The following is a 19,346-nucleotide window of genomic DNA, read 5'->3' as shown; positions in this document are numbered from 1 at the left end:
TCTGGAACACCATGCCCTGCCACGTCCACGACCGGCGGATGGAGGCGTATCTCTATTTCGATCTGCCGGAAAAGGCCCGCGTCGTGCATCTGATGGGAGAGCCGAACGAAACGCGCCACCTGATCGTCAAGAACGAGGAGGCGATCCTGTCGCCGGGTTGGTCCATCCATTCCGGTGTCGGTACATCAAGCTACACATTCATCTGGGCCATGGCCGGTGACAATGTCGACTATACCGACGTCGACCTTGTCGCCATCGAAGATCTTAGGTGAGGAGGGGGATATGGCAGCCAGTGATCTTTTCGTGCCGGCCAAGGATGCCGAGTGGACCAGTCCGGAACCGGGCGTGACCCGTCGCATCATGGCCTACCTGCCTGAGATGATGATGGTCGAGGTGGTTTTCGAGAAGGACGCCGTTGGTGCGCTCCATTCCCATCCCCACATCCAGGCAAGCTATGTGGCTGAGGGCAGTTTCGAGGTGACGATCGAGGGCAGGACGGAAACCCTGCACCAGGGAGGCAGTTTCATCGTTCCCCCCGATCTGGTGCATGGGGTCAAGGCTCTCGAGAAGGGCCGCCTGATCGATACGTTTACGCCACATCGCGCCGAATTCCTCAAGTGAGGTCTGCTATGACCATGTTCGATCTTTCCGGGCAGGTGGCGGTCGTCACCGGTGCCAATACCGGCCTTGGTCAGGCAATCGCCGTGGCGCTGGCTGCGGCCGGCGCCTCGATCGTTGCCGTTGGCCGCTCATCGATGGACGAAACCGAGGCTGCGGTTCGCAAGATAGGTGCTGGCTTTCACGCCATCAAGGCCGATCTTGGATCGATCGAACCGACAAAGGCCATCGTCGACGAAACGGTAGCGACCTTTGGCAAGCTTGACATCCTGGTCAACAATGCCGGCATCATCCGCCGCGCCGACGCCATCGACTTCACGGAAGCCGATTGGGATGCGGTCATGGACATCAACCTGAAGAGCGTCTTCTTTCTGTCGCAGGCCGCCGCCCGGCATATGCTCGAACGAGGCGGCGGCAAGATCATAAATATCGCCTCGCTATTGTCATTCCAGGGCGGCATCCGCATTCCCTCCTACACGGCCTCGAAGAGTGGACTTGCCGGACTGACGCGTCTCTTGGCCTGCGAATGGGCGGGCAAAGGCATCAACGTCAATGCCATTGCTCCGGGCTATTTCGTGACCAACAATACCGCGGCCCTTCGTGAGGATCGTGATCGCAGCGCCGGTATCCTTTCGCGTATCCCCGCCGGACGCTGGGGAGATCCCGCGCAACTCGGTGGCGCAGCCGTGTTCCTGGCATCACAGGCGTCCGACTATGTCCACGGGATCGTCTTGCCTGTCGATGGCGGATGGCTTGCGCGCTGAACCAGCCAAGCAAGTCTTTGGCCGGGTGAACCGAGGATCGGGAAATTGTAGATAAGCGGCACAAAAGCCCAGCGTCTGGCCAGGACTGATGTCCGGGTCAGAAAATGAAGAACCCTTCCTCATCCCCCCGCAATTACGGGGAGTTGATAGATGGCAGGAAGAATTCGACTTCCCTTCGGCGACGCATTTCCAAAGCTTCGACACGATCATGCCAAAACTGCTCGGCGGCGGGCGGGTCTGCCTCCCATGCGCGGACAGTTTGCTGATTGTCGTCGATCTTGACGCGCCTCTTTCCGCCTAGCCGGAGATATTCCTCCGCAAGCTGACGGCCCTCCGTCATTTCCATCTTGAATCACGTCCTTTCGATGAGCCTCGCGACGCACCCGTCGCTGACTCAAAGAACGTTTGTCGCCGGCCATTGTTCCGCAGTCTCGGCATCGATTGCGCCGGTGCAATGTCACCAATGCGTGGCCTTCCCGCCGTCAACCGCGTCGATAACGGCACCCCACAAGGCATCGACTTCTGCCTTCGCGTCAATCGATGCCAGATGGCTTTGGCTTGCTTCCAGCACCGCGTCGGCCATGGCGTTTATGTCGGCCTGGGTGTCGACCATGCGGATCGCACCGCCCTCTATCAGCTTGCAGAACAGGCCATGGTGGGCGAGGGCATCTCGCTGTCGCGGCGCGTTGACGACGACGGGCTTTCCCGAGAAGCTTGCCGCAAGCACGCTTGCCCGGCGCGCCGTCAGCCCTTCAGCGAAGAGATAGCAGAACACGTCGACATGTCTGAAGATCCCGAAGAGCTCCTCGGCGTCGGCAACATAACCTGTTACGACGACCCGGTCTGAAATGCCGAGCTTGTCTGCGAGCGCATAAAATTCCTGCTCCACATTGTCGGTGCCGCGGATGAACGATCCGGCGAAGACCACGCCGACGTCGTGGCCAAGCGCCAGCAGCCGGGCAGCAGTCTCCAGAACTGCCGTTGACTGCTTCTTGGGATAGATCGAACCGAACTGCCCAAGGATCAGCCGCCGGGCCTTGCGCTGTGCGTCAAGTCTCCGGGCGATCGGGCCGTCGTGGAGTGTGGTAGGCAAGGCAAGATTTGGCGGGATCGGGATGACTGCTCGCCGACTGGTCGACAGGGCGGACAGAGGGCTCTTGGCAAATTCGGCGGCGACTTCCGGCGCTGAAAACAAGATCCGTGTTGCGAGCATCACCACCGGAACCAGCACCAGGCGACGCTTCCAGTCGAGAGCGTGCCATTCGTGCAGTACCACGACAAGCTGTTTGCGCTGCAGCCGGGAAACGAATGCCGCGACGACCGGCTCTGCCAGCTTTTTCTTCCAGGCAACGACAGGAAAATTGAGGATGGCGGCGTCCGCATCGTCGAGCGCGGATTTGAGCCTCCCGATATCGCCGTCAAGCACGTGCCGAGTGGCGCGCCCGTCGAGTCGCAAAGCCGCCTGTCGGGCAAACTCTTCGACACCACAGGTTTGGGCGGCGTCGGAGACGAATGCGAGGTAGCGACGTTTCGGCATATCAGACCTTTTGAACAGGCGGACGGCGGGTGACCGCGCTGCGTTGATACCGTCTTTTGGTAAAAGCCGGCTTACAATTTCAGGTTCAATGTTTGACATGCCGTCGGCAAAAAGGCCTGCCACCATCACGTGTATAGCGAGGGTTAACTATAGCTCGAGGTTTTACAGCGATGGGTCTTCGAAACAGCTAATTGTCGGATCCGTTCTTGACCGATGCTCGTTTCGAAGGTGCGTGAATGACTAGGCATAGCAGTGCATCAGCGCGTCTGAGTTATTCGATGAACGAATGGCCGACGAACCGGCTCGGAAGCCTGCCGATCGTGCGGGCCGGCATGGAAGAATCCGCAGACGCCTTCATTCAGTTGGCGCTCGAGCGCAGGGGGGCCGGCGGGCGTCCCTTCTACTCCACCTCCGCAAACGGTCAGGTCATTGCGCTTTGCGAGCATGATGCCAATTTCCGCTCGTTGACGCGTCAGGCCGACCAGATCCATGCCGATGGAATGTCGGTCGTGCTCTTCTCCAAGCTATCCTCGGCCGAGCCTTTGCCAGAACGCGTCGCCACGACCGATCTCGTTCATGCCGTGGCGGAACGCGCGGCGGAAGCCGGGGTCAGTTTCTACTTTCTTGGTGCCAGCGAAGAGGTAAATGCCCGGGCGGTCGAGAACATGTCGAAGGCATATCCGGGACTTCGCTTTGCCGGCCGACGCAACGGTTATTTTGATCGCGCCGAGGAAGAAGCGGTTGTCGAGGCGATCAATGCGGCGGCTCCGGATATCCTCTGGATCGGCTTCGGCGTGCCGCTGGAGCAGCAGTTCGTCGTTCGCAACATCAACAGATTGCACAATGTCGGCTTGATCAAAACTTCCGGCGGCCTGTTTGATTTCCTCGCCGGAGGCAAGAGCCGCGCCCCCCGCTGGATGCAGAAGGTTGGCCTTGAGTGGTTCTACCGCATGCTCCTCGAGCCGCGCCGGCTGGCAACACGCTATCTGACCACCAATCCGGTTGCCATCTACGCGATGCTCCGGCATTCGCTGCGAGCCCTTTCTGCAGGCCGGTGATCGGACCAACGATCTTGAGTTCCTCGATTTCGCTCATCACACCGAGTTATCGTGGCGACCTCGACAGTTGCCGTCTTCTCTGCGACTCGATCGACCGGTATGTGACGGGCTACGACGTGCATTACATCGTGATCGGCGACGAGGATGCGGACGCCTTCGTGAGCTTCGAAGGGGAAAAACGCCGCGTGATCGTCTCGTCCAGCCTGCTTCCATCCCTTTGGGCCCTGCCGAAATGGCGGGGGCGACGCTACTGGTGGGCACCCCATTTGCGCCTGCCAATCTACGGCTGGCACCTGCAGCAGATGCGCAAGATCGCAATGACGCTGGCGCAACCGAGCGAGCGGGTCATGTGCATCGACTCCGACAACTGCTTCTGCCGCCCACTGGATCTGAGCGCAATGGCATCGACGCCGAAGCTCGCCCACCACGTCGCGTCTGGAGATATCAATCCCACGCGACCTAGCCACGTCCGCTGGTGGCAAAATGCGCATCGGCTGCTTGGCTTGAGGGCACCTGCGCTGCCGGGCGACGATTTCATCAGCCAGATGGTTCTGTGGGAGCGGCGAGCGGTGGCGACCATGGTGAAGCGTATCGAGGGCGCTAGCCGCCTTCCGTGGTGGCAGGCGCTGGCCCGCATCCGGCATTTTTCAGAATATCTCATTTACGGTGTCGCGGTCGCCAATGACTCCGAGCTTGCGCAACGACATGAACGCATTTCGCAAAGCCCATGCCTGACCTATTGGGAGGGGCCGGCTCTAGACCGGGAAGGATTGGCGGCATTCATCGAAGGCTTGAAACCGGGGCAGACGACGATCGCGATCCAGTCGCATACGCACACACCGATCGAAGTGATCCGAAAGGCAGCTCTTGGCTGAGAGAGCCTAGTTGCTGGCCCGATATGGGGTTGGCAGGAAGCCGAGGCTTGCCAGTGTACGACCGAGCGACACGAGCAGCGGATGGCTTGCCGGCAGCAACCGCCGGGTCCTGAGGAACAGCGCCATCGATCGAAGGCAGCCGGCGCCGAGACTGAGCGCGTTTTTTGCAATCACCCTGATGGCCGACGTGCAGTGGATCCGATCGATAACATAATTGATGCTTCCGGTGCGCAGCGAGCGCGTCATCAGGAAACGGGCCGAGACGCGTTCCTCGGGTACGAATTCGCGGATAACCGCCTCGGCGCACCACCAGGTCTTGAAGCCGGCCTTGCGGCATCTCGTAAAGAACTCCATGTCCCCACCGCCCAGAAAATTGAAGCGGACATCGAAAAGCGGCGAAGCAAGACCCGCAAATACCCGGCGGTGGATCAGGCAGTTGCCGGAACCGTGGATCTGATCAATTGCCCGGGTCGAGCCTTCTATCGAGCCGAAGAGCAGATGCTGTGTGACTGCGTCGGACACTGGTACTTCGAACTGCCGGACAACAGGCCCGCCGACGATGTCGGCGCCCTCCCGCCGAGCCGTGCCAACGATTGCGGCAAGCCAACCGGGCATGGCCATTTCATCGTCATCGATCATCAGCAGAAACTCGGCCTCCGGAAAGCCAGCCGTTGCCTCGCCGAACGCACGGTTGATGGCATGGCAATTGCCCTGCCGCTCTTCCGTGGTGACCAGGAATGGCAGGCCGACCGTGGTGAGAAACTTGCGGGCAAAGTGGGCGCCGGCCGGGTTGGCTGCGTCGTTGTCGACAACGACGATGGCGAAGGGGAAATCGGTCACCTGCTCGGCGAGCGATGTCAGGGTGCGCGCCAGCCATTCCGGTCGACGAAACGTCGGGATGCAAACGACTGCCTCAACGGACCCCTTGCTTTCCTGCATCATCCAAACCTCGATCGCGCGGAGATTGTTCGCCTTGCGGCGTTAGCCGACTTGGCCCGGCCATTGGCGGTGAAGCTGTAATTGGCTGGCGCCCACTCTACAATCGACGGCTGAGTATGAGGTTAACGGGCCTTCTCAGAACCGTTGCGTCGATCCGAGGCGCGGGGACGGGAGTAACGCGCGATCCTGGTGCGTCAGCCTCCTTGACGACAAGCCCGGCATTGGCCTGCAATCTCAAACCGAAGACCGCAATCAGCATCGTGAACCAGATCGGTCCGCTATTGCCGAAGAACGGGCTTTCGAGGCAGGCGAGAAACAGGGAAAAGAGCCAGATCCGCAAGAACAGGCGCGTCAATGCCATGTCGTTGCTACCGGCAAGCGCGCGGCGGGCATAGCCGACAGGAAGGACCACCAGCCAGATGAACGTCATCACGAGCGCCGGGATGCCGCCATTGATCAACTGTTCCACGTAGCCGTTGTGTGAATTGGCGGCAGTGACGGCCCAGGTGGTCATGGCTTGGCCGCTGTTGAACAAGGCGTCGGTCTGCCAGAAGGACTGAAAGCCGTAGCCAATGATGGGCCGCTCGGCGATCGCGGAGAGTGCAAGCCGCCAGATCGAGCCACGGTCGGTAAAGGTCGGATCGATGCCCGCGGAAGCAAGCAGGCTGCTGAAGGAAGGCGAGACCGCCGCAGTCAGCAAGATCAGGTTCAAGCCGACAAGGCCGCCAAGAAGCATCACCACGCCGAGTTTCGTCCAGCGTTCAAAAATCCAGGCAAGCAGCAGGATTGCCGGAAGCATCGCGGCGGAGGTTTTCCCTCCCGCGTGAAGCACGAAGAACCCTGCTGACAATGCAATCAAGAAGCCAAGCCGGGCGTGTCCTGACCTTCTTGCATAGAGGCCGAAGAATACGGCATAGACCATCGCGGCTGCAGCAACGTTCTTATGGCCAAAATGACCGCGCCAGTCGCCGGCAAGCGACTGCTCTAGCGCGTCTGTCGCTTGATGGATGGCGAGGTGCGGCAGGAGAAGTACACCAAAATAGGAAAGGCCGATCGTAAAGGTCAGGCCAAGGCACATGAGCCTTGCAAATTGCTCGCCGTTTCTTGGAATGAAGAGCATTGCGTTCGCGCACAGGCAAACAAGGATTGCGAAAACGAGGCGCCTGAAGGCTGCGCTGGGGTCGCCGGCAAAAAGACCCGTGAAGAGCAGCCAGACGAGCAGGCCAATCAGCAGGCCATATGGGCGCAGCAGCAAGTGGCGCGCGGGATTCTGCAGGACCGTGCCAAGGACCACTGCCGACATGGCGATGACGATCAACTGATTGAAAACGTTGGACGTGCTGCCATAAGGTGTGGAAAAGCTTGTGGCATTTGGATCGGGAAACGGGCTCAATCCGATCCAGAAGTAGCCGAAGACAGCCAGGAAGAGAAAGCCTGCAAAGGTACTGCCTTTGCCCGCAACTACACTCTTGCCGCTGTCAGCCATAGGCCTTGGCCTGGATCGCGCTCAAGCGGCGATAGTCTCGCCAAAGCCCCGACAAGACCGCGATGGCAAGGCCAAGTCCGAGGCCGACAACGCCGCCGGCGCCAGCCAGCACATAGCCCCGCGGCGGAAAGCTCCGCGCTGTCGGTACGACCGCCGGTGAAACGATCCGCACGTTGGTCGTGTCGATCTGCTGGCGTTCGGCGGCTTCTCCGGCACGTGCCATGAAGGCTTCGTAGACAGTCGCCTTGGCGCGCGCTTCACGCTCCAGTTCGCGCAGGTGAATCTGCGCGGCGGTGTCCTGGAAGACCGAGGATTTCATCTGGTTTGCCTCGGAGTTCAGCGCGTCGAGTGCCGATCTTGCCTGGTCGAGTTCGGCTTTCGCGGCTTGCACGATGCGTGCCGTTTCCGCGTCGATCTGGCCCTCCAGCGCCCTGAGCTGTGGTTCGAGCGCCAGGATCATGGGATGACGCGGCCCGAGGACGGCCGATTGAGAGGTCACGCGTTGTCGCAGCGTTGAATATTGGGTGCGCAGCATCGTCATCGTTTCCGATTGCAGCGCAGAGGCGTTCAGGCGGTTCTTCGGGTTGGTGGACACGAGTTCGTTGTAACGCGACTGCGCCTGAATGACGCGCGCCTTGGCGTCGATCAGCTGCGTGTTCGTCTGATTTGACATGAGGGTGCTGACGAGTTCTCCCGAACTCGATTGCAATCCCTGTTCGCGCTTGAACGTCTCAACCGCAGCCTCTGCCTTGGCAACCTCCACCTTCAGGTCACCGAGGCGAGCAAACAGCGAGCTCGCAGCCCGGCCGGCCCCTTCCGATTCCGCCTTGGCGAGCTCTTCCTGGAAGGCGGTCGCGATGGCATTGGTGATGGTGACTGACTTGGCCGCGTCCTGCGTCCACACCGCGATATTGACGATGAAAGAGCGTTCGTCACGACGGGCCGTAACCCGCTTTGCCAGCGTGCGCAGCGCGTCACCGGCCGGGTCCTTGGCTTCAGGCGCAACAAACTCCGGGTCATCGGTGAGCTTTAGCTCGCCAATCACACGGCTCAGCACGTTACCCGATGTCAGGACCCGCAGCTTGCTTTCGACATCAAGCAGCTGCGTATCCCGCTGCATGCTCTCGGAGAAGATGTCGTCAGCGACAACCCGGAGATTCGACGGGTCGACGAGAAGGTCGATTCCGGCCGTAAAACGCGGCTTGACCACAAGAACAACCGCATAGCCGGCGACAGCGCCGAGGATGGTAAAGGCAAAGATCCAGACGAGACCCACGCGCAGCCAGTTGAGGATACGGGTCAGGTCGAACTGAAAGAGTTCTTGAAAGACCGAAGGCCAGTTTTCTGAGGAAGGGGTGGAAGCAGGGGGAGGCGCAACTTTCAGCACCGGCCGCGGCGATGCGGCACCGTCATCCTCTTCCCGGCTCGTCGTCCAGCCACGCGTACTGATGACCGGAGTCTGATGTCGGGATGCGGCTTCATACATGGCAGCGGGTTCTGATTTACGTGGGCGCGGGAGCGCAAACCTATGGTTAAGAGACCTGATTTTCCTTAAGTATCCATTAATGGCGATTTCAATTTTCGCGTGCGCGTGAAGCAGCTCTCCAATAAAAAAGCAGAAGTTCAAGGCCTTGCACGCTTGCGCGGTCGAATTCTGGTTCATTTATACGCAATCCAAGGATATCCATTTATGCGCAGGCGGGACTTCGTTCTCGGCGCAATGGGTGCCGGACTGGCATCCACAGGCGCGCTCGACCCTTTTGTCCGGGGTGATCTGACTGCCAGGGCGGTGCCTGCCAGAGGCCCCATTCCCTACGGTGCGGCCGTGCGCACCGATCTTCTCGACACCGAATTCGACTACAAGCAGGCCATCGTCGATCACTGCCAGCTTGTCGTCGGAGAGGGCGGCTTGAAGTGGTTCGACCTGCGTCCGAGCCAGGATCAGTTCGTCTTCGACCAGCCTGACCGCCTGATCGATTTTGCCGATCAAAACGGCATGCAAATGCGCGGCCACACACTTGCCTGGTATGGCGCGATGCCCGATTGGACAAACAGCATCGGGAGCGCGTCGGAAGCCGAACGCGAACTCGTCCATCACATCACCACCGTCGTCGGACGCTATCGGGGGCGGATTCCGAGCTGGGATATCGTCAACGAGGCAATCGCCGAACAGCCGGAGAGTGGTGCGACGATCCGCGGCTCGATATGGCAGGAGCGGCTCGGCAAGCGCTACATCGAGCTTGCGCTGCGCACGGCTGCCGCCGCCGATCCTTCGGCTCAGCTCGTCATCAACGATTACAACATTGAAAATCCGACACAGCAGTGCCGCGACCGGCGCCAGGCCTTGCTCGACCTGCTACGTGATCTGAAGGACCGCGATGTGCCGCTCCACGCCGTCGGTATCCAGGGACACCTCCCTGGCGACATGGACATCGACAAGGAGGGCCTATCGAGATTTGTCGAAACGTTGAAGGGAATGCAGCTTGACGTTCTCGTGACCGAACTCGATGTGATCGACAACAAGCTGCCCGCCCGTGAATATGACCGGGACCAGGTCGTCGCAGCACGCGCACGCGAATTCCTCGGTGCGATTTCCGAGGCGGCGCGCCCGAGCGCCATTCTGACCTGGGGCATCACTGATCGCTATACATGGGTGCCGATGTGGTTCAAGCGCGACGACGGCAAGCCCAACCGTCCGTTGCCCCTCGATGCCGGGTGCCGGCCGAAGGCGCTGATGAAGGTCATCGACGAATTCACGCGTGCGGCCGAATGATGTTTCGTCAGATCTCGGCATACATGATTGCGAACGCCGTTTCGGCCCTTTTCGGGTTCGTTTCGGTCGTGCTTTTCACGCGCATGCTTAGCCCGCACGAATACGGCATCTATGTCGTGGGTACGGGCGTTGCTGGTGTCATATCGACCCTGCTTTTCGGCTGGATCAAATTCTCCGTGCTGCGCTTCGATTCCGAAGGTGGATCGAAGGACGTGCGCACCACTGCCCTTTTCGCGTATGCGGGACTGATGCTTCTCAGTCCTCTTGTCATCCTCGCGACGTGGCTCTTTGCGGAGGATTCGTCGACCTATGTCGTGCCGGCCGTGTTCGTCGCCTTCATGGTAGGGTTGTTCGAATTCGTGCAGGAAGTGTTCCGGTCTCGCCAGCAGACGGGGGCCTACATGTGGTCGGTCATCCTGCGGGCGGTGCTGACGGTCGTCTTCTCTGCCGTCCTCGTAATGGTATTCGGCATGGGCGGGCAGGGTCTCCTTGTGAGCGTCGCCTGCTCCTATCTCGTGACTTTGTTGGTCTACGCGCCGGGCGTCTGGCGCCGACCGCGCCACCCGTTCGATACCGGGCTGATGAAGGAAATGATGCGCTTCGGCCTGCCGATGACCGCCTCGTCCTTCATCTTCGTGTTGCACACGGTTCTCGACCGAATGATCATCATAACCTATATCGGCGAGACGGCCGCGGGCGTCTATGGTGCCGCTGCCGATCTCGTCCGACAGATCATCCTGTTTCCGGGCGTTGCAATCGGATCCGCAACAATTCCGGTGGCGATCCGTTTGCTGGCGCAGGACGGCCATACGGCTGCCAACCGGCATCTGATGGAAACCGCCGAGGTGCTCCTGACAGTGCTGATGCCGATGGTCGTCGGACTGGCTTTGGTGGCGCCCGGTTTTGCAAGCCTGATCCTCGGCCCCGAGTTTCGCGACGCGGCTGCCATCCTCATCCCGATCCTCGTATTTGCCTGGCTGTTTCGCTCCATCTCCTATCAGTTCGTGCATGTCAGTTTCCAGCTGGCGAAGAAGCCGAGCCTGATGGGGGCGCAGGGCATGATCATTCTGGCGATCAACATCATTGGCATGGTTGTCCTCGTACCGCGCTTCCAGCTTGTCGGTGCGGCTTGGGCGCTGCTGATCGCCGAGATCGGCGGTGTAATTGCCGGCTACTTCCTGTCCTATCGCGCCCATCGCCTGCCGCTCGAACTCCGTCCGATCGTCAAGGTCAGTCTCGCAACCGCAACGATGGCGGTGCCGACCTTCATCGTGGGCAGGCTTCAGACCGGCAACGCTGTCTTCGACCTGACTGTGCCGATCGTCACCGGTGTCGTCGTCTATGCGGCGGCTGCGTTTGCGCTCAACCTGGCCGGCGTCCGCATGGCATTGACGAGGCGACCGCGGCCAGCCTGACCGGGATCACTTTCTTTTGATCTGGCGCCGAATAGAAGGCGAGACAATGCCATTCCGACTTCCGCCAATTCTTAACGTCTCAAGTATATCGGTGAGGAATACGCACGGCGGTCTCTCAGTCGGAACGCCTTGCGAGGGAGGTCAATGGTGACGCAGACGGATGTGAACTCGCAAGAAGAGAAGGGGCATTCCGCCTCTCAGCCGACGGTCTTCGGGTCGCATACCGGTTTGTTCACGGCAGCTTATGACGATGCGCCAAGGAGCGATCTAGCAGTGCTTTTCCTCAGCCCTTGGGGGCTCGAGGAGATGTGTACACGCAGGTTCTATCGCATCCTGGCGGAGCGCTTCGCAGAGATTGGTGTCGCGAGCCTCCGCTTCGACTATCCCGGAACGGTGAATTCGCTGGACGACAGGTCGGCCGAACGCGGCCTGTCGGGGTGGTCCGAGGTGATCGGCAAGGCGGCTGAAGAACTCAAGATGCTGTCCGGCACCCGCAAGCTGGTCTTCATTGGTCAAGGTATCGGCGCGAGCCTCGCGCTCATGCAGGCGCGTTCCGCGTCATCACTTGCAGCGATTGCCCTTTTGGCGCCGGTCCTGAAAGGAAGGGCCTATCTACGCGAGCTCTCGTTGTTTTCGCGGCTCATTGATGATGGTCTTGGCATAAAGCCTGAACTGCGTGACAGCGCGCCTGGATCGATCGCCGGATTGCGCATGCCCCGTACTGTCGCAGAGGACATCAAGGCGGTCGATCTCAACAGCATCGAAATCACGGCCGTACCACATGTCTTCCTCGCCGAGCGCCCGGGCTTTGAAGCCGATACGACGTTTCGCGATCGGCTGACGTCGGCTGGCTGCCAGCTGCGGGCGATACCATTTTCCGGATATGATACGCTGGTTTCCAACCCGCTGGACCAGGAACTCCCCGAAGCGCTTGTCGATGAGCTGATCGACTGGCTGAAATCGCTGCCGCAATATCAGGATCACCGCCCGCTTCCGGCGAAAAAGCCTTCGCCGATCGCATCGGTCCGTTCGGAGAAAGTTCGCGAAACGTCCGTCCGCTTCGGTCAGGATGAACGGCTCTACGGGGTCTTGTGCGAACCCGCTGAAGGTTCGATCGGCGTGACCGCCGTTATTCTGACGACGGCTTACGATCACTCAGCTGGGTGGGCACGCTCCTCGGTCGCGCTTGCGCGCGAGCTGGCGAAAGTCGGCGTATCGTCCTTGCGCTTTGACAGCGCCGGCGTCGGTGACAGCCCGCCGGTCGCAGCCCGTCGCAAACAGGTCCTCTATGACGAAGCCCAGATTGCCGATGTCGGAATGGCCCGGGATTATGTCGACAGTCTTGGTCTGGGCGACCGGACCTTACTGATTGGACGCTGCAGTGGCGCCTACGTCGCCTTTCGAAGTGTGCTGGCCGATCGACGCTGGGACTCCTGCGTGATTGTCAATCCGGTTGCTTTCCGCTGGCGCTTCAAGGGCCTGCCAAAGACATTGAAGGCCTATGTGAGGAATGCCCTCGATCTCGATACGGTTCGCCGCCTCTGGACCGGTGACGTGGACCTTGGGGCGGTGACAAAAAATATCTCCATGCGTCTGGTGGACCGGATGGCGAACAGGCTGTCTCCCATCTTCGCGCCCGCCAAGCCGATCACGCAGCTTACAAAGCAGGTGCATCGCGATTTTCAGGCCCTGGCCAGCCGCGGCACCCCGCTTTCGATCATCTATACGGAAGGTGACGAGGGGCAGGAGATGTTTCGGATCAATTTTGGCGATGCGGGCGAAAAGCTCTCTGCCTATCCGAACGTTCAACTGCATCTGTTCCCCGACGCCGACCACAATCTGACGCCGCTGCCGGCACGTGAGAAGATGATTGCGCTGGCAAAGCAACAAGCTCTTTCACTTGGCAACCGCAGCGAACGGCACATTGCAAGCGCGGTTGCCTAGTGCAGTCAGGTCGCCTCCCTCGTCCGGCACCGGATTGGCGGAGTTGGTGCCGTCCGACCGACTGTTTTAGGCTCGTGGATGACACGCTGAATACTGCCAGAACGCCGTGCATGATGATTGCAAGCGCGGGGTTTCAACTATTGTTTGGCTGTATCTTGATTTGGCTCCTGCTGCTCATAAATTCATATACTTAAGCGTGAAGTTCACGCGACGCCTGATAAGCTTCATATTGGGAGGTCATCATGGCAATCTCACTGATGGATGGAAGGAAAAGGCAGGATTGGGCTAACCTGGTTCTGGCGGTTTGCTTGTTTGTTTCGCCGTGGGTCATGGGATTCGCGGCCGAAGCAGTGCCGAGCTGGAATGCCTGGATCGTTGCCGTCATGCTCGCCGCTATGGCAACGGCAGCGCTGTCGGTATTTTCCGAATGGGAGGAATGGGCAAATCTCGTACTCGGCCTCTGGCTGATTGCGTCGCCCTGGCTGCTCGGTTTCACGGCCAATGCGAACGCGATGTGGACGGTTGTCGTGCTTGGCTTGCTCGTTGCGGCCGTATCGCTGTGGGCCGTCTGGGATGTTCATCATCCGCACGCCCACGCATAGACCGCGGCCCGGTCCGGTCACTGCGGTGGGCTAGGTGAGCCGTGTCCACCGCTCAAATGATGGTGTGGTCTTAATTCGCGACCAGCATTGATCGCGAACATATGGCAATGGTTATCGTGTCGCCGCGAACCGGCCCTCAAACTTCGAATATCAGCAGGAAATAGGCAACGAAGAGAACGAGATGCACGGCGCCCTGCATGAGGTGCGTGTAGCCGCTCGCAAACGTAATGGTGCTGAGAGCCAGAGTGAGAACGAGCATCACGGTCTCGGTGCGCTCGAGGCCAAGCACGACAGGATGGCCAATGAGGTGGCTGACGATCAGCATCGCAGGGACGGTCAAGCCGATTGTGGACAGAACGGATCCCAGGAAAATGTTGACCGACCGTTGCAGATGATTGGCGACGGAGGCCCGCACGGCGCCAATCGCCTCAGGTGTCGCGACGAGGATGGCCATGACAACGCCGCCGAGTGCCGCCGGAGCACGAATTGTCTCGATAACGAAATCGATTGGCGCTGCCAGTTGTTCGACAAGAAAAACAACGAGGGTCATGTAGGCAACCAGCAGGATGACGGGAAGCCATAAAGGTCCTTCCCTGGTCCTGACATGCTCGACTGAAACCTCACCGGTGTCTTCGATGAAGAAGCCTCGATGCCGTCCGGTTTGCAGGATCAAAAATACGCTGTAGAGCCCGACGGAGATGAAGACGAGAACCGCTTGCTGCACAGTCGAATAGGGCAGACCGTTTGTCGGGTGCGTGAAGTTCGGCATGATCATGCTGAGCGTTGCCAGGGGCACGATAACGCCGAGATAGGCATTGGCTCCCTGGAGGTTGTGGTGCTGTTCATGCCGCCGCCAGCCTCCAATCAGAAGGCACAGTCCGACCATTCCGTTGAGGATGATCATCACCACGGCAAAGAGCGTGTCGCGCACCAGCGTCGGATTGTTTTCGCCGTGACGCATGACAGCAGTGATGGCCATGACCTCTATCGACGTGATGGCTAGCGTCAGAATAAGCGTCCCATACGGCTCGCCCAGTCGCTCCGCGAGATGATCGGCATGACGCACGACCGCAAGTGCAGAACCGAGCACGACTGAAAACAACCACACAAAGATGACTGCAAGCCATATCGGATTGACGAGCAACCCGAAGAGAGACTCACCAAAGAACAGGAATATGACGCTCGTCGCAATGCTGACGGCGAGTAGCCATTCCCGGCGCATCGGCGCCGACCAGTGACGTTGCTGCACGGCCACTTCCGGGTTCATTCCTGCGGGGCCCTCGAAGTCGTTTCGATGAATACGCCACAACCCGGCCCGTCCGTCCACTCCCATCGCACAAGTGGTGTCTGGCTGACCGTGCGGCCACTGTTCCGCTAGAATAAATCCTTTCCGACATCGCTGGCCAACCTCAACCCCGAATGTCGCGTCTCCAACGTTCCTCGGTTTTGGCAGGCCATTGGCATGCGGATAACGCTATGCAACTCCAGACCGAGTTTGATGCCGCGCGGCCCGAACATGGCGCGCTGGTCTACTTGCTGGGGAAACTCTCCTGCCTATCTCCCCTCACGAGGGATCATGACAGGCGCCTTGCAGACCGTAGGCGGCCTGGATTGTGCCAATCGAAGGAGGAGTTGATGCCGGAGCCTTTTGTCGTTCATCGCGAGACACACGTCGCGGCGCCACCTTCGGCGGTTTTTGCCTTGCTCACCGATCCCGAAAAGATCCTTCGCTGGATGGGGACTGAAGCACAGGTCGAACCTCAGCCCGGTGGGCTCTATCTGGTCAACGTTACCGGCGCTCGCTTCGCGCGTGGCTCGTTCCGAGAGGTCGTGCCTGTCCATCGGCTCGCCTACAGCTTTGGCTGGGATGGCAGCGAGATAGTCCCGCCGGGGTCGAGCCTGGTGGAGATAGATCTGATCGAGAAACCCGACGGAACCCTGTTGAAGCTGACACATACCGGATTGCCGAATGCCGAGCAGTGTGCCGGACATGCCGAAGGCTGGGAGCATTATCTTGGCCGAATGGCGCAGTGCGCGGCTGGACGCGATCCGGGTCCGGATCCGTGGGCCGGTCGAACTGGATGACGGTCCGGCGTGGGTGACAGCTCTCAGCCGGCATGGCATGATTTAAGCATGGATCTGCCCAACTCGCTTGCATGGTTGATCGATGAAGCCGGCACATCGCCGGATCCCGACTGGTTCCTGGCCGAATTGGGCCGGCGGCTGCTGATAGATGGTCTGCCGCTGGCAGGCGGTGCCCTGACCCTTGCGGCACCGCACCCAATCATCGCCCGCCGCACCTGGTTATGGCGAGCCGAGACCGGAGCCGTAATCGAGGCTTTGAGCTTCACTGATATTTCACGCAATCAAGCTGGGCGTGAATGGTTGTCTGGTCTTGGGCCGGTGGCTGAGGACGTCGTGGGCCTTGCGCCGGACAGCCCGGTTCTCGGATGGGCCGGGACGCGTGCGTTCACGCCCGCGGAGGCCGGTGACCTGCATGAGGTGGCGCGTTTTGCAGCGCCATCCTTGGCCGCGTTAGCAGCTAGGGTTGGATTGACCGCGCTTCTCGAAGCCTATCTTGGCAAACGAAGCGCTGCCCGCGTTCAGGCTGGCGCTCTGTCTCGCGGTACCGGTGAGACGATACCGGCCGCTCTGCTCTGCGCGGATCTGCGAGATTTCACTGCGCTCTCGGAAGCAACCGAGCCAGCGGTGATGATCGCCACGCTCGATGCCTGGTTTGATCGTATTGCCGGTGCGGTTCATGCCTTCGGGGGCGAGGTGCTGAAGTTCATGGGGGATGGGGTATTGGCAATCTTCCCCGTCACCACTACGCCTGCCAGTGCCTGCGAGGCGGCACTTCGCGCCGTTGCTTCGGCCCGCGCTGGCATGGCCCATCTCGATACCGTGCGCCAGGGCCAGGGTTTGCCAACACTTCCCTTCGGTGTGGCACTGCATTTCGGGGAAATCCTCTGGGGTAATATAGGTGCTGCCGACCGGCTGGATTTCACCGCAATCGGCCCCGCAGTGAATTTGGTCAGCCGGCTTGAAGGCCTCTGCAAGCCCTTGGGGCGTACCGTACTGCTTTCCGGGGAGGTCGCGGCAGAGACGACCACCACCCTGGTTTCCATGGGTTACCATTCGCTGCGTGGCATTGCCGAGCCCTGTGCCGTCTTCACGCTTCCCGGCGACTGAGGTCACGGAGAGCGATCACTAGAACCAGACATCGGCGACTGTGCGCCCGTCCGACGGCAGATCCTCGAAACTGTGGAGGCCATCAAACCGCAGCAGGGGTATGTCGGCGACGTCAGCGGGCTCGGCGAGACGAAGGTTGACGGCGATTCTCGTCTGCCCGTTGTCGCCTGGCCTCAATCCACGCCAACTGACGAGATTGCCGCAGCGGCGACAGAAGTTGAAGGAAAGGCTTTGTGAGCCGCGGATGTAAGCGGTGAGTGCGTCGGTCGTGTCTTCGACGCGAATTCCTTGGCCATCATATTCATAGGCCCAGAGGACGCCGTAGCGCCGGCAAACCGTGCAGTTGCAGATCGTCGCATCGGGAATGGTGCCGCGAAACTCCCAGTGAACCGCTCCGCAATGACAGGATCCGCGGGTTATTTTGACGGCGGTCTGCTGCGCTTCCCCCGTGGTCATGAAAACTCTCCCCCGACGATTGCCTCATATCTTCTAACGCAGATGGGGCGGGTACGACAGGTGCGACGTCCCAAGTTGGGCGGCCGCAATCGCTGCCGGGTGCGTCGAGGTTGTCAAATGGAGCCGTGGATTGAGGATCGCCCCGGCCTATTTTGCGGCCGCGTCCCCTGTTCCTCGTCCTGCCAACGTACTGAGCACGAGCACGATGTCCTGCCAGAAACCAGCCTTTTGAATGTAGCGGGCATCGGCTTGCGCGAGAGCCTCAGGCGTCGACATGTCAATTCCCTGAAGCTGGGCCAGTCCGGTTATGCCAGGCCTCACGGAAAACACCTTGAGTTTACGTCGTGCGGCGATGACGTCATGCTGCGATGGGAGGCATGGGCGAGGACCGACGAAGCTCATTTCACCGCGCAGGACGTTGATCAGTTGAGGCAGTTCGTCGAGCTTGTAAGCGCGCAGCTTTCTGCCGAGCGGTGTGATCCAGGAGGAAGCCGCATCATGAGAGCCGACGTTCGGAGAACCCGCTGCCATCGTCCGGAACTTGATGCACACAAACGGTACCTCACTCCGGCCAACGCGCTCCTGAAGAAACAACGCGCCGCCAGGCGACGATCTGCGTACGAGGACCACAAGGAGGAGCAGAACCGGAGAGAGAACGATAAGTCCGAGGCACGCAGCGCAGATATCAAACAGCCGCTTCAAAGACCTGTTAAAGCTGTTGACCATCGGGATATTCGTGTTCCTGTCTCAAAAATTCATGCCAAACGTTTCAGCACGAGCGCTTCAGTGCGGTTCGCATATCAAAAGGCGGCGTCCAGTCCAATAGCGCGCGCGTATGCGAAATGTCCACTTCCAACCAGTCGGTGAGACGGTTCACCAGCTCTGCCTTGCCGGTTGCCCGGCCGAGGAAATTGAGAACGCCGGGAGGGCACGGAAGCAATCGCGCCGAACACCCCATGGCGGTCGCCAGCCGCCTCATCAATTCTGGCGTCGAGACCGCTTCGCCGTCGCCCGCCAGGAATATTTGGCCAGCGGCAGCGGGATGAGATGCGGCGGTCACGATCAGATCGGTGAGATTTTCGACGTATATCATGGATCTTCGATTGTCGATCGAAGCCAGGGGCAAAGGAATGCCGCTCCGAACGAGCCGTTTGAGCGCTCGGAAGCTTCCTTCAGCGCCACGTCCATAGACCAGCGGCGGGCGGATAATGACGATCTCCATCCCGATTGTCTTCGAAAGCGCGATCAGGGCTTGTTCCGCTTCGAGCTTTGAGACGGCATATTCTGTCGTCGGAGCAGCTGGATCATTCGACGTGAATGCACGCCCGGCGGCCGATCGTTCCCCGTTCACCTTGATCGTGCTGATGAACACGAACCGATTGACCCCTGCGGCGACAGCCTGTTTAGCAAGGTTGATGGTTCCCTCGGCGTTCACTCTACGGAAGGAACCTGGCCCCGAGTCCGACCCATCGATGACATTCTGGTTTGCCGCCGCCAGATGGATGACGACATCGACGCCGCTCAGGGCGGCTTTCCAATCCGTCTCAGCATCGATCTTCCCGACGGCAACAGACCCTGCTCGGGGAGAGCGGCTGGCCGTCCTGTAGGCGAGGTTGCGGACACGGAGTGCCTGCTGGAGATCCTGACCGACAAAACCTGTCGCGCCGGTAACGAGTAGCATTCTCAG

General features: G+C 60.1%; 20 protein-coding genes. 11 read left to right on the top strand and 9 right to left on the bottom strand.

Annotated features, from left to right (window positions below; genetic code table 11):
• The 3 genes from AF71_RS07340 to kduD all read left to right on the top strand — a co-directional run.
• A partial coding sequence (locus AF71_RS07340) for a 5-deoxy-glucuronate isomerase (protein ID WP_169680632.1) occupies positions 1 to 272 on the top strand: 272 nt, incomplete at its 5' end.
• A 10-nt stretch (positions 273 to 282) separates the two neighbouring features.
• Positions 283 to 621: a cupin domain-containing protein gene (locus AF71_RS07335; protein WP_169680630.1), complete on the top strand. Its 339-nt coding sequence runs from the start codon at positions 283 to 285 to the stop codon at positions 619 to 621.
• An 8-nt stretch (positions 622 to 629) separates the two neighbouring features.
• On the top strand, positions 630 to 1,382 hold the full coding sequence (kduD, locus tag AF71_RS07330; RefSeq protein ID WP_169680628.1) for a 2-dehydro-3-deoxy-D-gluconate 5-dehydrogenase KduD: 753 nt from the start codon (positions 630 to 632) through the stop codon (positions 1,380 to 1,382).
• Between the two features lie 133 nt (positions 1,383 to 1,515).
• Here kduD and AF71_RS31535 read toward each other — a convergent pair whose 3' ends face one another.
• Together AF71_RS31535 and AF71_RS07320 are read right to left on the bottom strand one after the other, a co-directional pair.
• Complete coding sequence (locus AF71_RS31535; protein ID WP_018858147.1) at positions 1,516 to 1,728, bottom strand: hypothetical protein; 213 nt, start codon at positions 1,726 to 1,728, stop codon at positions 1,516 to 1,518.
• Between the two features lie 111 nt (positions 1,729 to 1,839).
• On the bottom strand, positions 1,840 to 2,919 hold the full coding sequence (locus AF71_RS07320) for a glycosyltransferase (protein ID WP_169680626.1): 1,080 nt from the start codon (positions 2,917 to 2,919) through the stop codon (positions 1,840 to 1,842).
• A 278-nt stretch (positions 2,920 to 3,197) separates the two neighbouring features.
• Here AF71_RS07320 and AF71_RS07315 point away from each other — a divergent pair, with 278 nt between their 5' ends.
• Together AF71_RS07315 and AF71_RS07310 are read left to right on the top strand one after the other, a co-directional pair.
• Positions 3,198 to 3,977 carry a WecB/TagA/CpsF family glycosyltransferase gene (locus AF71_RS07315; protein ID WP_169680624.1) on the top strand — a complete coding sequence of 260 codons (780 nt, stop codon included), beginning with the start codon at positions 3,198 to 3,200 and terminating at the stop codon, positions 3,975 to 3,977.
• A 14-nt stretch (positions 3,978 to 3,991) separates the two neighbouring features.
• Entirely contained in the window at positions 3,992 to 4,852 is an 861-nt protein-coding gene (locus AF71_RS07310; protein WP_169680622.1) for a DUF6492 family protein, read from the top strand.
• Positions 4,853 to 4,858: 6 nt separating this feature from the next.
• On the opposite strand, the gene AF71_RS07305 is transcribed toward AF71_RS07310, so the two are convergent.
• From AF71_RS07305 to AF71_RS07295, 3 genes are all read right to left on the bottom strand, one after another.
• A complete protein-coding gene (locus AF71_RS07305) occupies positions 4,859 to 5,791 on the bottom strand; it encodes a glycosyltransferase family 2 protein (protein ID WP_169680664.1) in 933 nt (310 codons plus the stop codon).
• Between the two features lie 97 nt (positions 5,792 to 5,888).
• Complete coding sequence (locus AF71_RS07300; protein ID WP_169680620.1) at positions 5,889 to 7,277, bottom strand: O-antigen ligase; 1,389 nt, start codon at positions 7,275 to 7,277, stop codon at positions 5,889 to 5,891.
• Positions 7,270 to 8,763, bottom strand: a complete 1,494-nt coding sequence (locus AF71_RS07295) for a GumC family protein (protein WP_169680618.1) — start codon at positions 8,761 to 8,763, stop codon at positions 7,270 to 7,272. Before AF71_RS07295 ends, AF71_RS07300 begins: the two co-directional genes overlap by 8 nt.
• 204 nt (positions 8,764 to 8,967) lie before the next feature.
• Here AF71_RS07295 and AF71_RS07290 point away from each other — a divergent pair, with 204 nt between their 5' ends.
• From AF71_RS07290 to AF71_RS07275, 4 genes are all read left to right on the top strand, one after another.
• Positions 8,968 to 10,050 (top strand): endo-1,4-beta-xylanase, encoded by a 1,083-nt coding sequence (locus tag AF71_RS07290; RefSeq protein WP_169680616.1) that lies wholly within the window; start codon positions 8,968 to 8,970, stop codon positions 10,048 to 10,050.
• Entirely contained in the window at positions 10,047 to 11,465 is a 1,419-nt protein-coding gene (locus AF71_RS07285; RefSeq protein ID WP_112666053.1) for an oligosaccharide flippase family protein, read from the top strand. The genes AF71_RS07290 and AF71_RS07285 overlap by 4 nt, the downstream gene beginning before the upstream one ends.
• A gap of 147 nt (positions 11,466 to 11,612) precedes the next feature.
• Entirely contained in the window at positions 11,613 to 13,409 is a 1,797-nt protein-coding gene (locus AF71_RS07280; RefSeq protein WP_169680614.1) for an alpha/beta fold hydrolase, read from the top strand.
• A gap of 242 nt (positions 13,410 to 13,651) precedes the next feature.
• Positions 13,652 to 14,011 (top strand): SPW repeat protein, encoded by a 360-nt coding sequence (locus AF71_RS07275; protein WP_169680612.1) that lies wholly within the window; start codon positions 13,652 to 13,654, stop codon positions 14,009 to 14,011.
• A gap of 136 nt (positions 14,012 to 14,147) precedes the next feature.
• Here the strand turns inward: AF71_RS07275 and AF71_RS07270 are convergent, their stop codons facing one another.
• Positions 14,148 to 15,278, bottom strand: coding sequence for a calcium:proton antiporter (locus AF71_RS07270; protein ID WP_169680610.1), 1,131 nt, complete (start codon positions 15,276 to 15,278; stop codon positions 14,148 to 14,150).
• Between the two features lie 368 nt (positions 15,279 to 15,646).
• Here AF71_RS07270 and AF71_RS07265 point away from each other — a divergent pair, with 368 nt between their 5' ends.
• Both AF71_RS07265 and AF71_RS07260 read left to right on the top strand, forming a co-directional pair.
• Positions 15,647 to 16,096 carry an SRPBCC family protein gene (locus tag AF71_RS07265; RefSeq protein WP_062368954.1) on the top strand — a complete coding sequence of 150 codons (450 nt, stop codon included), beginning with the start codon at positions 15,647 to 15,649 and terminating at the stop codon, positions 16,094 to 16,096.
• Between the two features lie 48 nt (positions 16,097 to 16,144).
• Positions 16,145 to 17,203 (top strand): adenylate/guanylate cyclase domain-containing protein, encoded by a 1,059-nt coding sequence (locus AF71_RS07260; RefSeq protein ID WP_169680608.1) that lies wholly within the window; start codon positions 16,145 to 16,147, stop codon positions 17,201 to 17,203.
• A gap of 18 nt (positions 17,204 to 17,221) precedes the next feature.
• On the opposite strand, the gene AF71_RS07255 is transcribed toward AF71_RS07260, so the two are convergent.
• The 3 genes from AF71_RS07255 to AF71_RS07245 all read right to left on the bottom strand — a co-directional run bounded on the left by AF71_RS07255 (position 17,222) and on the right by AF71_RS07245 (position 19,340).
• Entirely contained in the window at positions 17,222 to 17,659 is a 438-nt protein-coding gene (locus AF71_RS07255; protein ID WP_192241017.1) for a GFA family protein, read from the bottom strand.
• Between the two features lie 147 nt (positions 17,660 to 17,806).
• Positions 17,807 to 18,385, bottom strand: a complete 579-nt coding sequence (locus AF71_RS07250; RefSeq protein WP_169680606.1) for a sugar transferase — start codon at positions 18,383 to 18,385, stop codon at positions 17,807 to 17,809.
• A gap of 43 nt (positions 18,386 to 18,428) precedes the next feature.
• Positions 18,429 to 19,340: an NAD-dependent epimerase/dehydratase family protein gene (locus AF71_RS07245; RefSeq protein ID WP_169680604.1), complete on the bottom strand. Its 912-nt coding sequence runs from the start codon at positions 19,338 to 19,340 to the stop codon at positions 18,429 to 18,431.
• Positions 19,341 to 19,346: the final 6 nt, after the last annotated feature.

This window comes from Rhizobium sp. 57MFTsu3.2, assembly GCF_012932765.1.
GTDB classification, from domain to species: Bacteria; Pseudomonadota; Alphaproteobacteria; order Rhizobiales; family Rhizobiaceae; genus Rhizobium; species Rhizobium altiplani.
The sequence above is the reverse complement of the archived record's forward strand: the minus strand, read 5'-3'. Positions and strand labels throughout refer to the sequence as shown.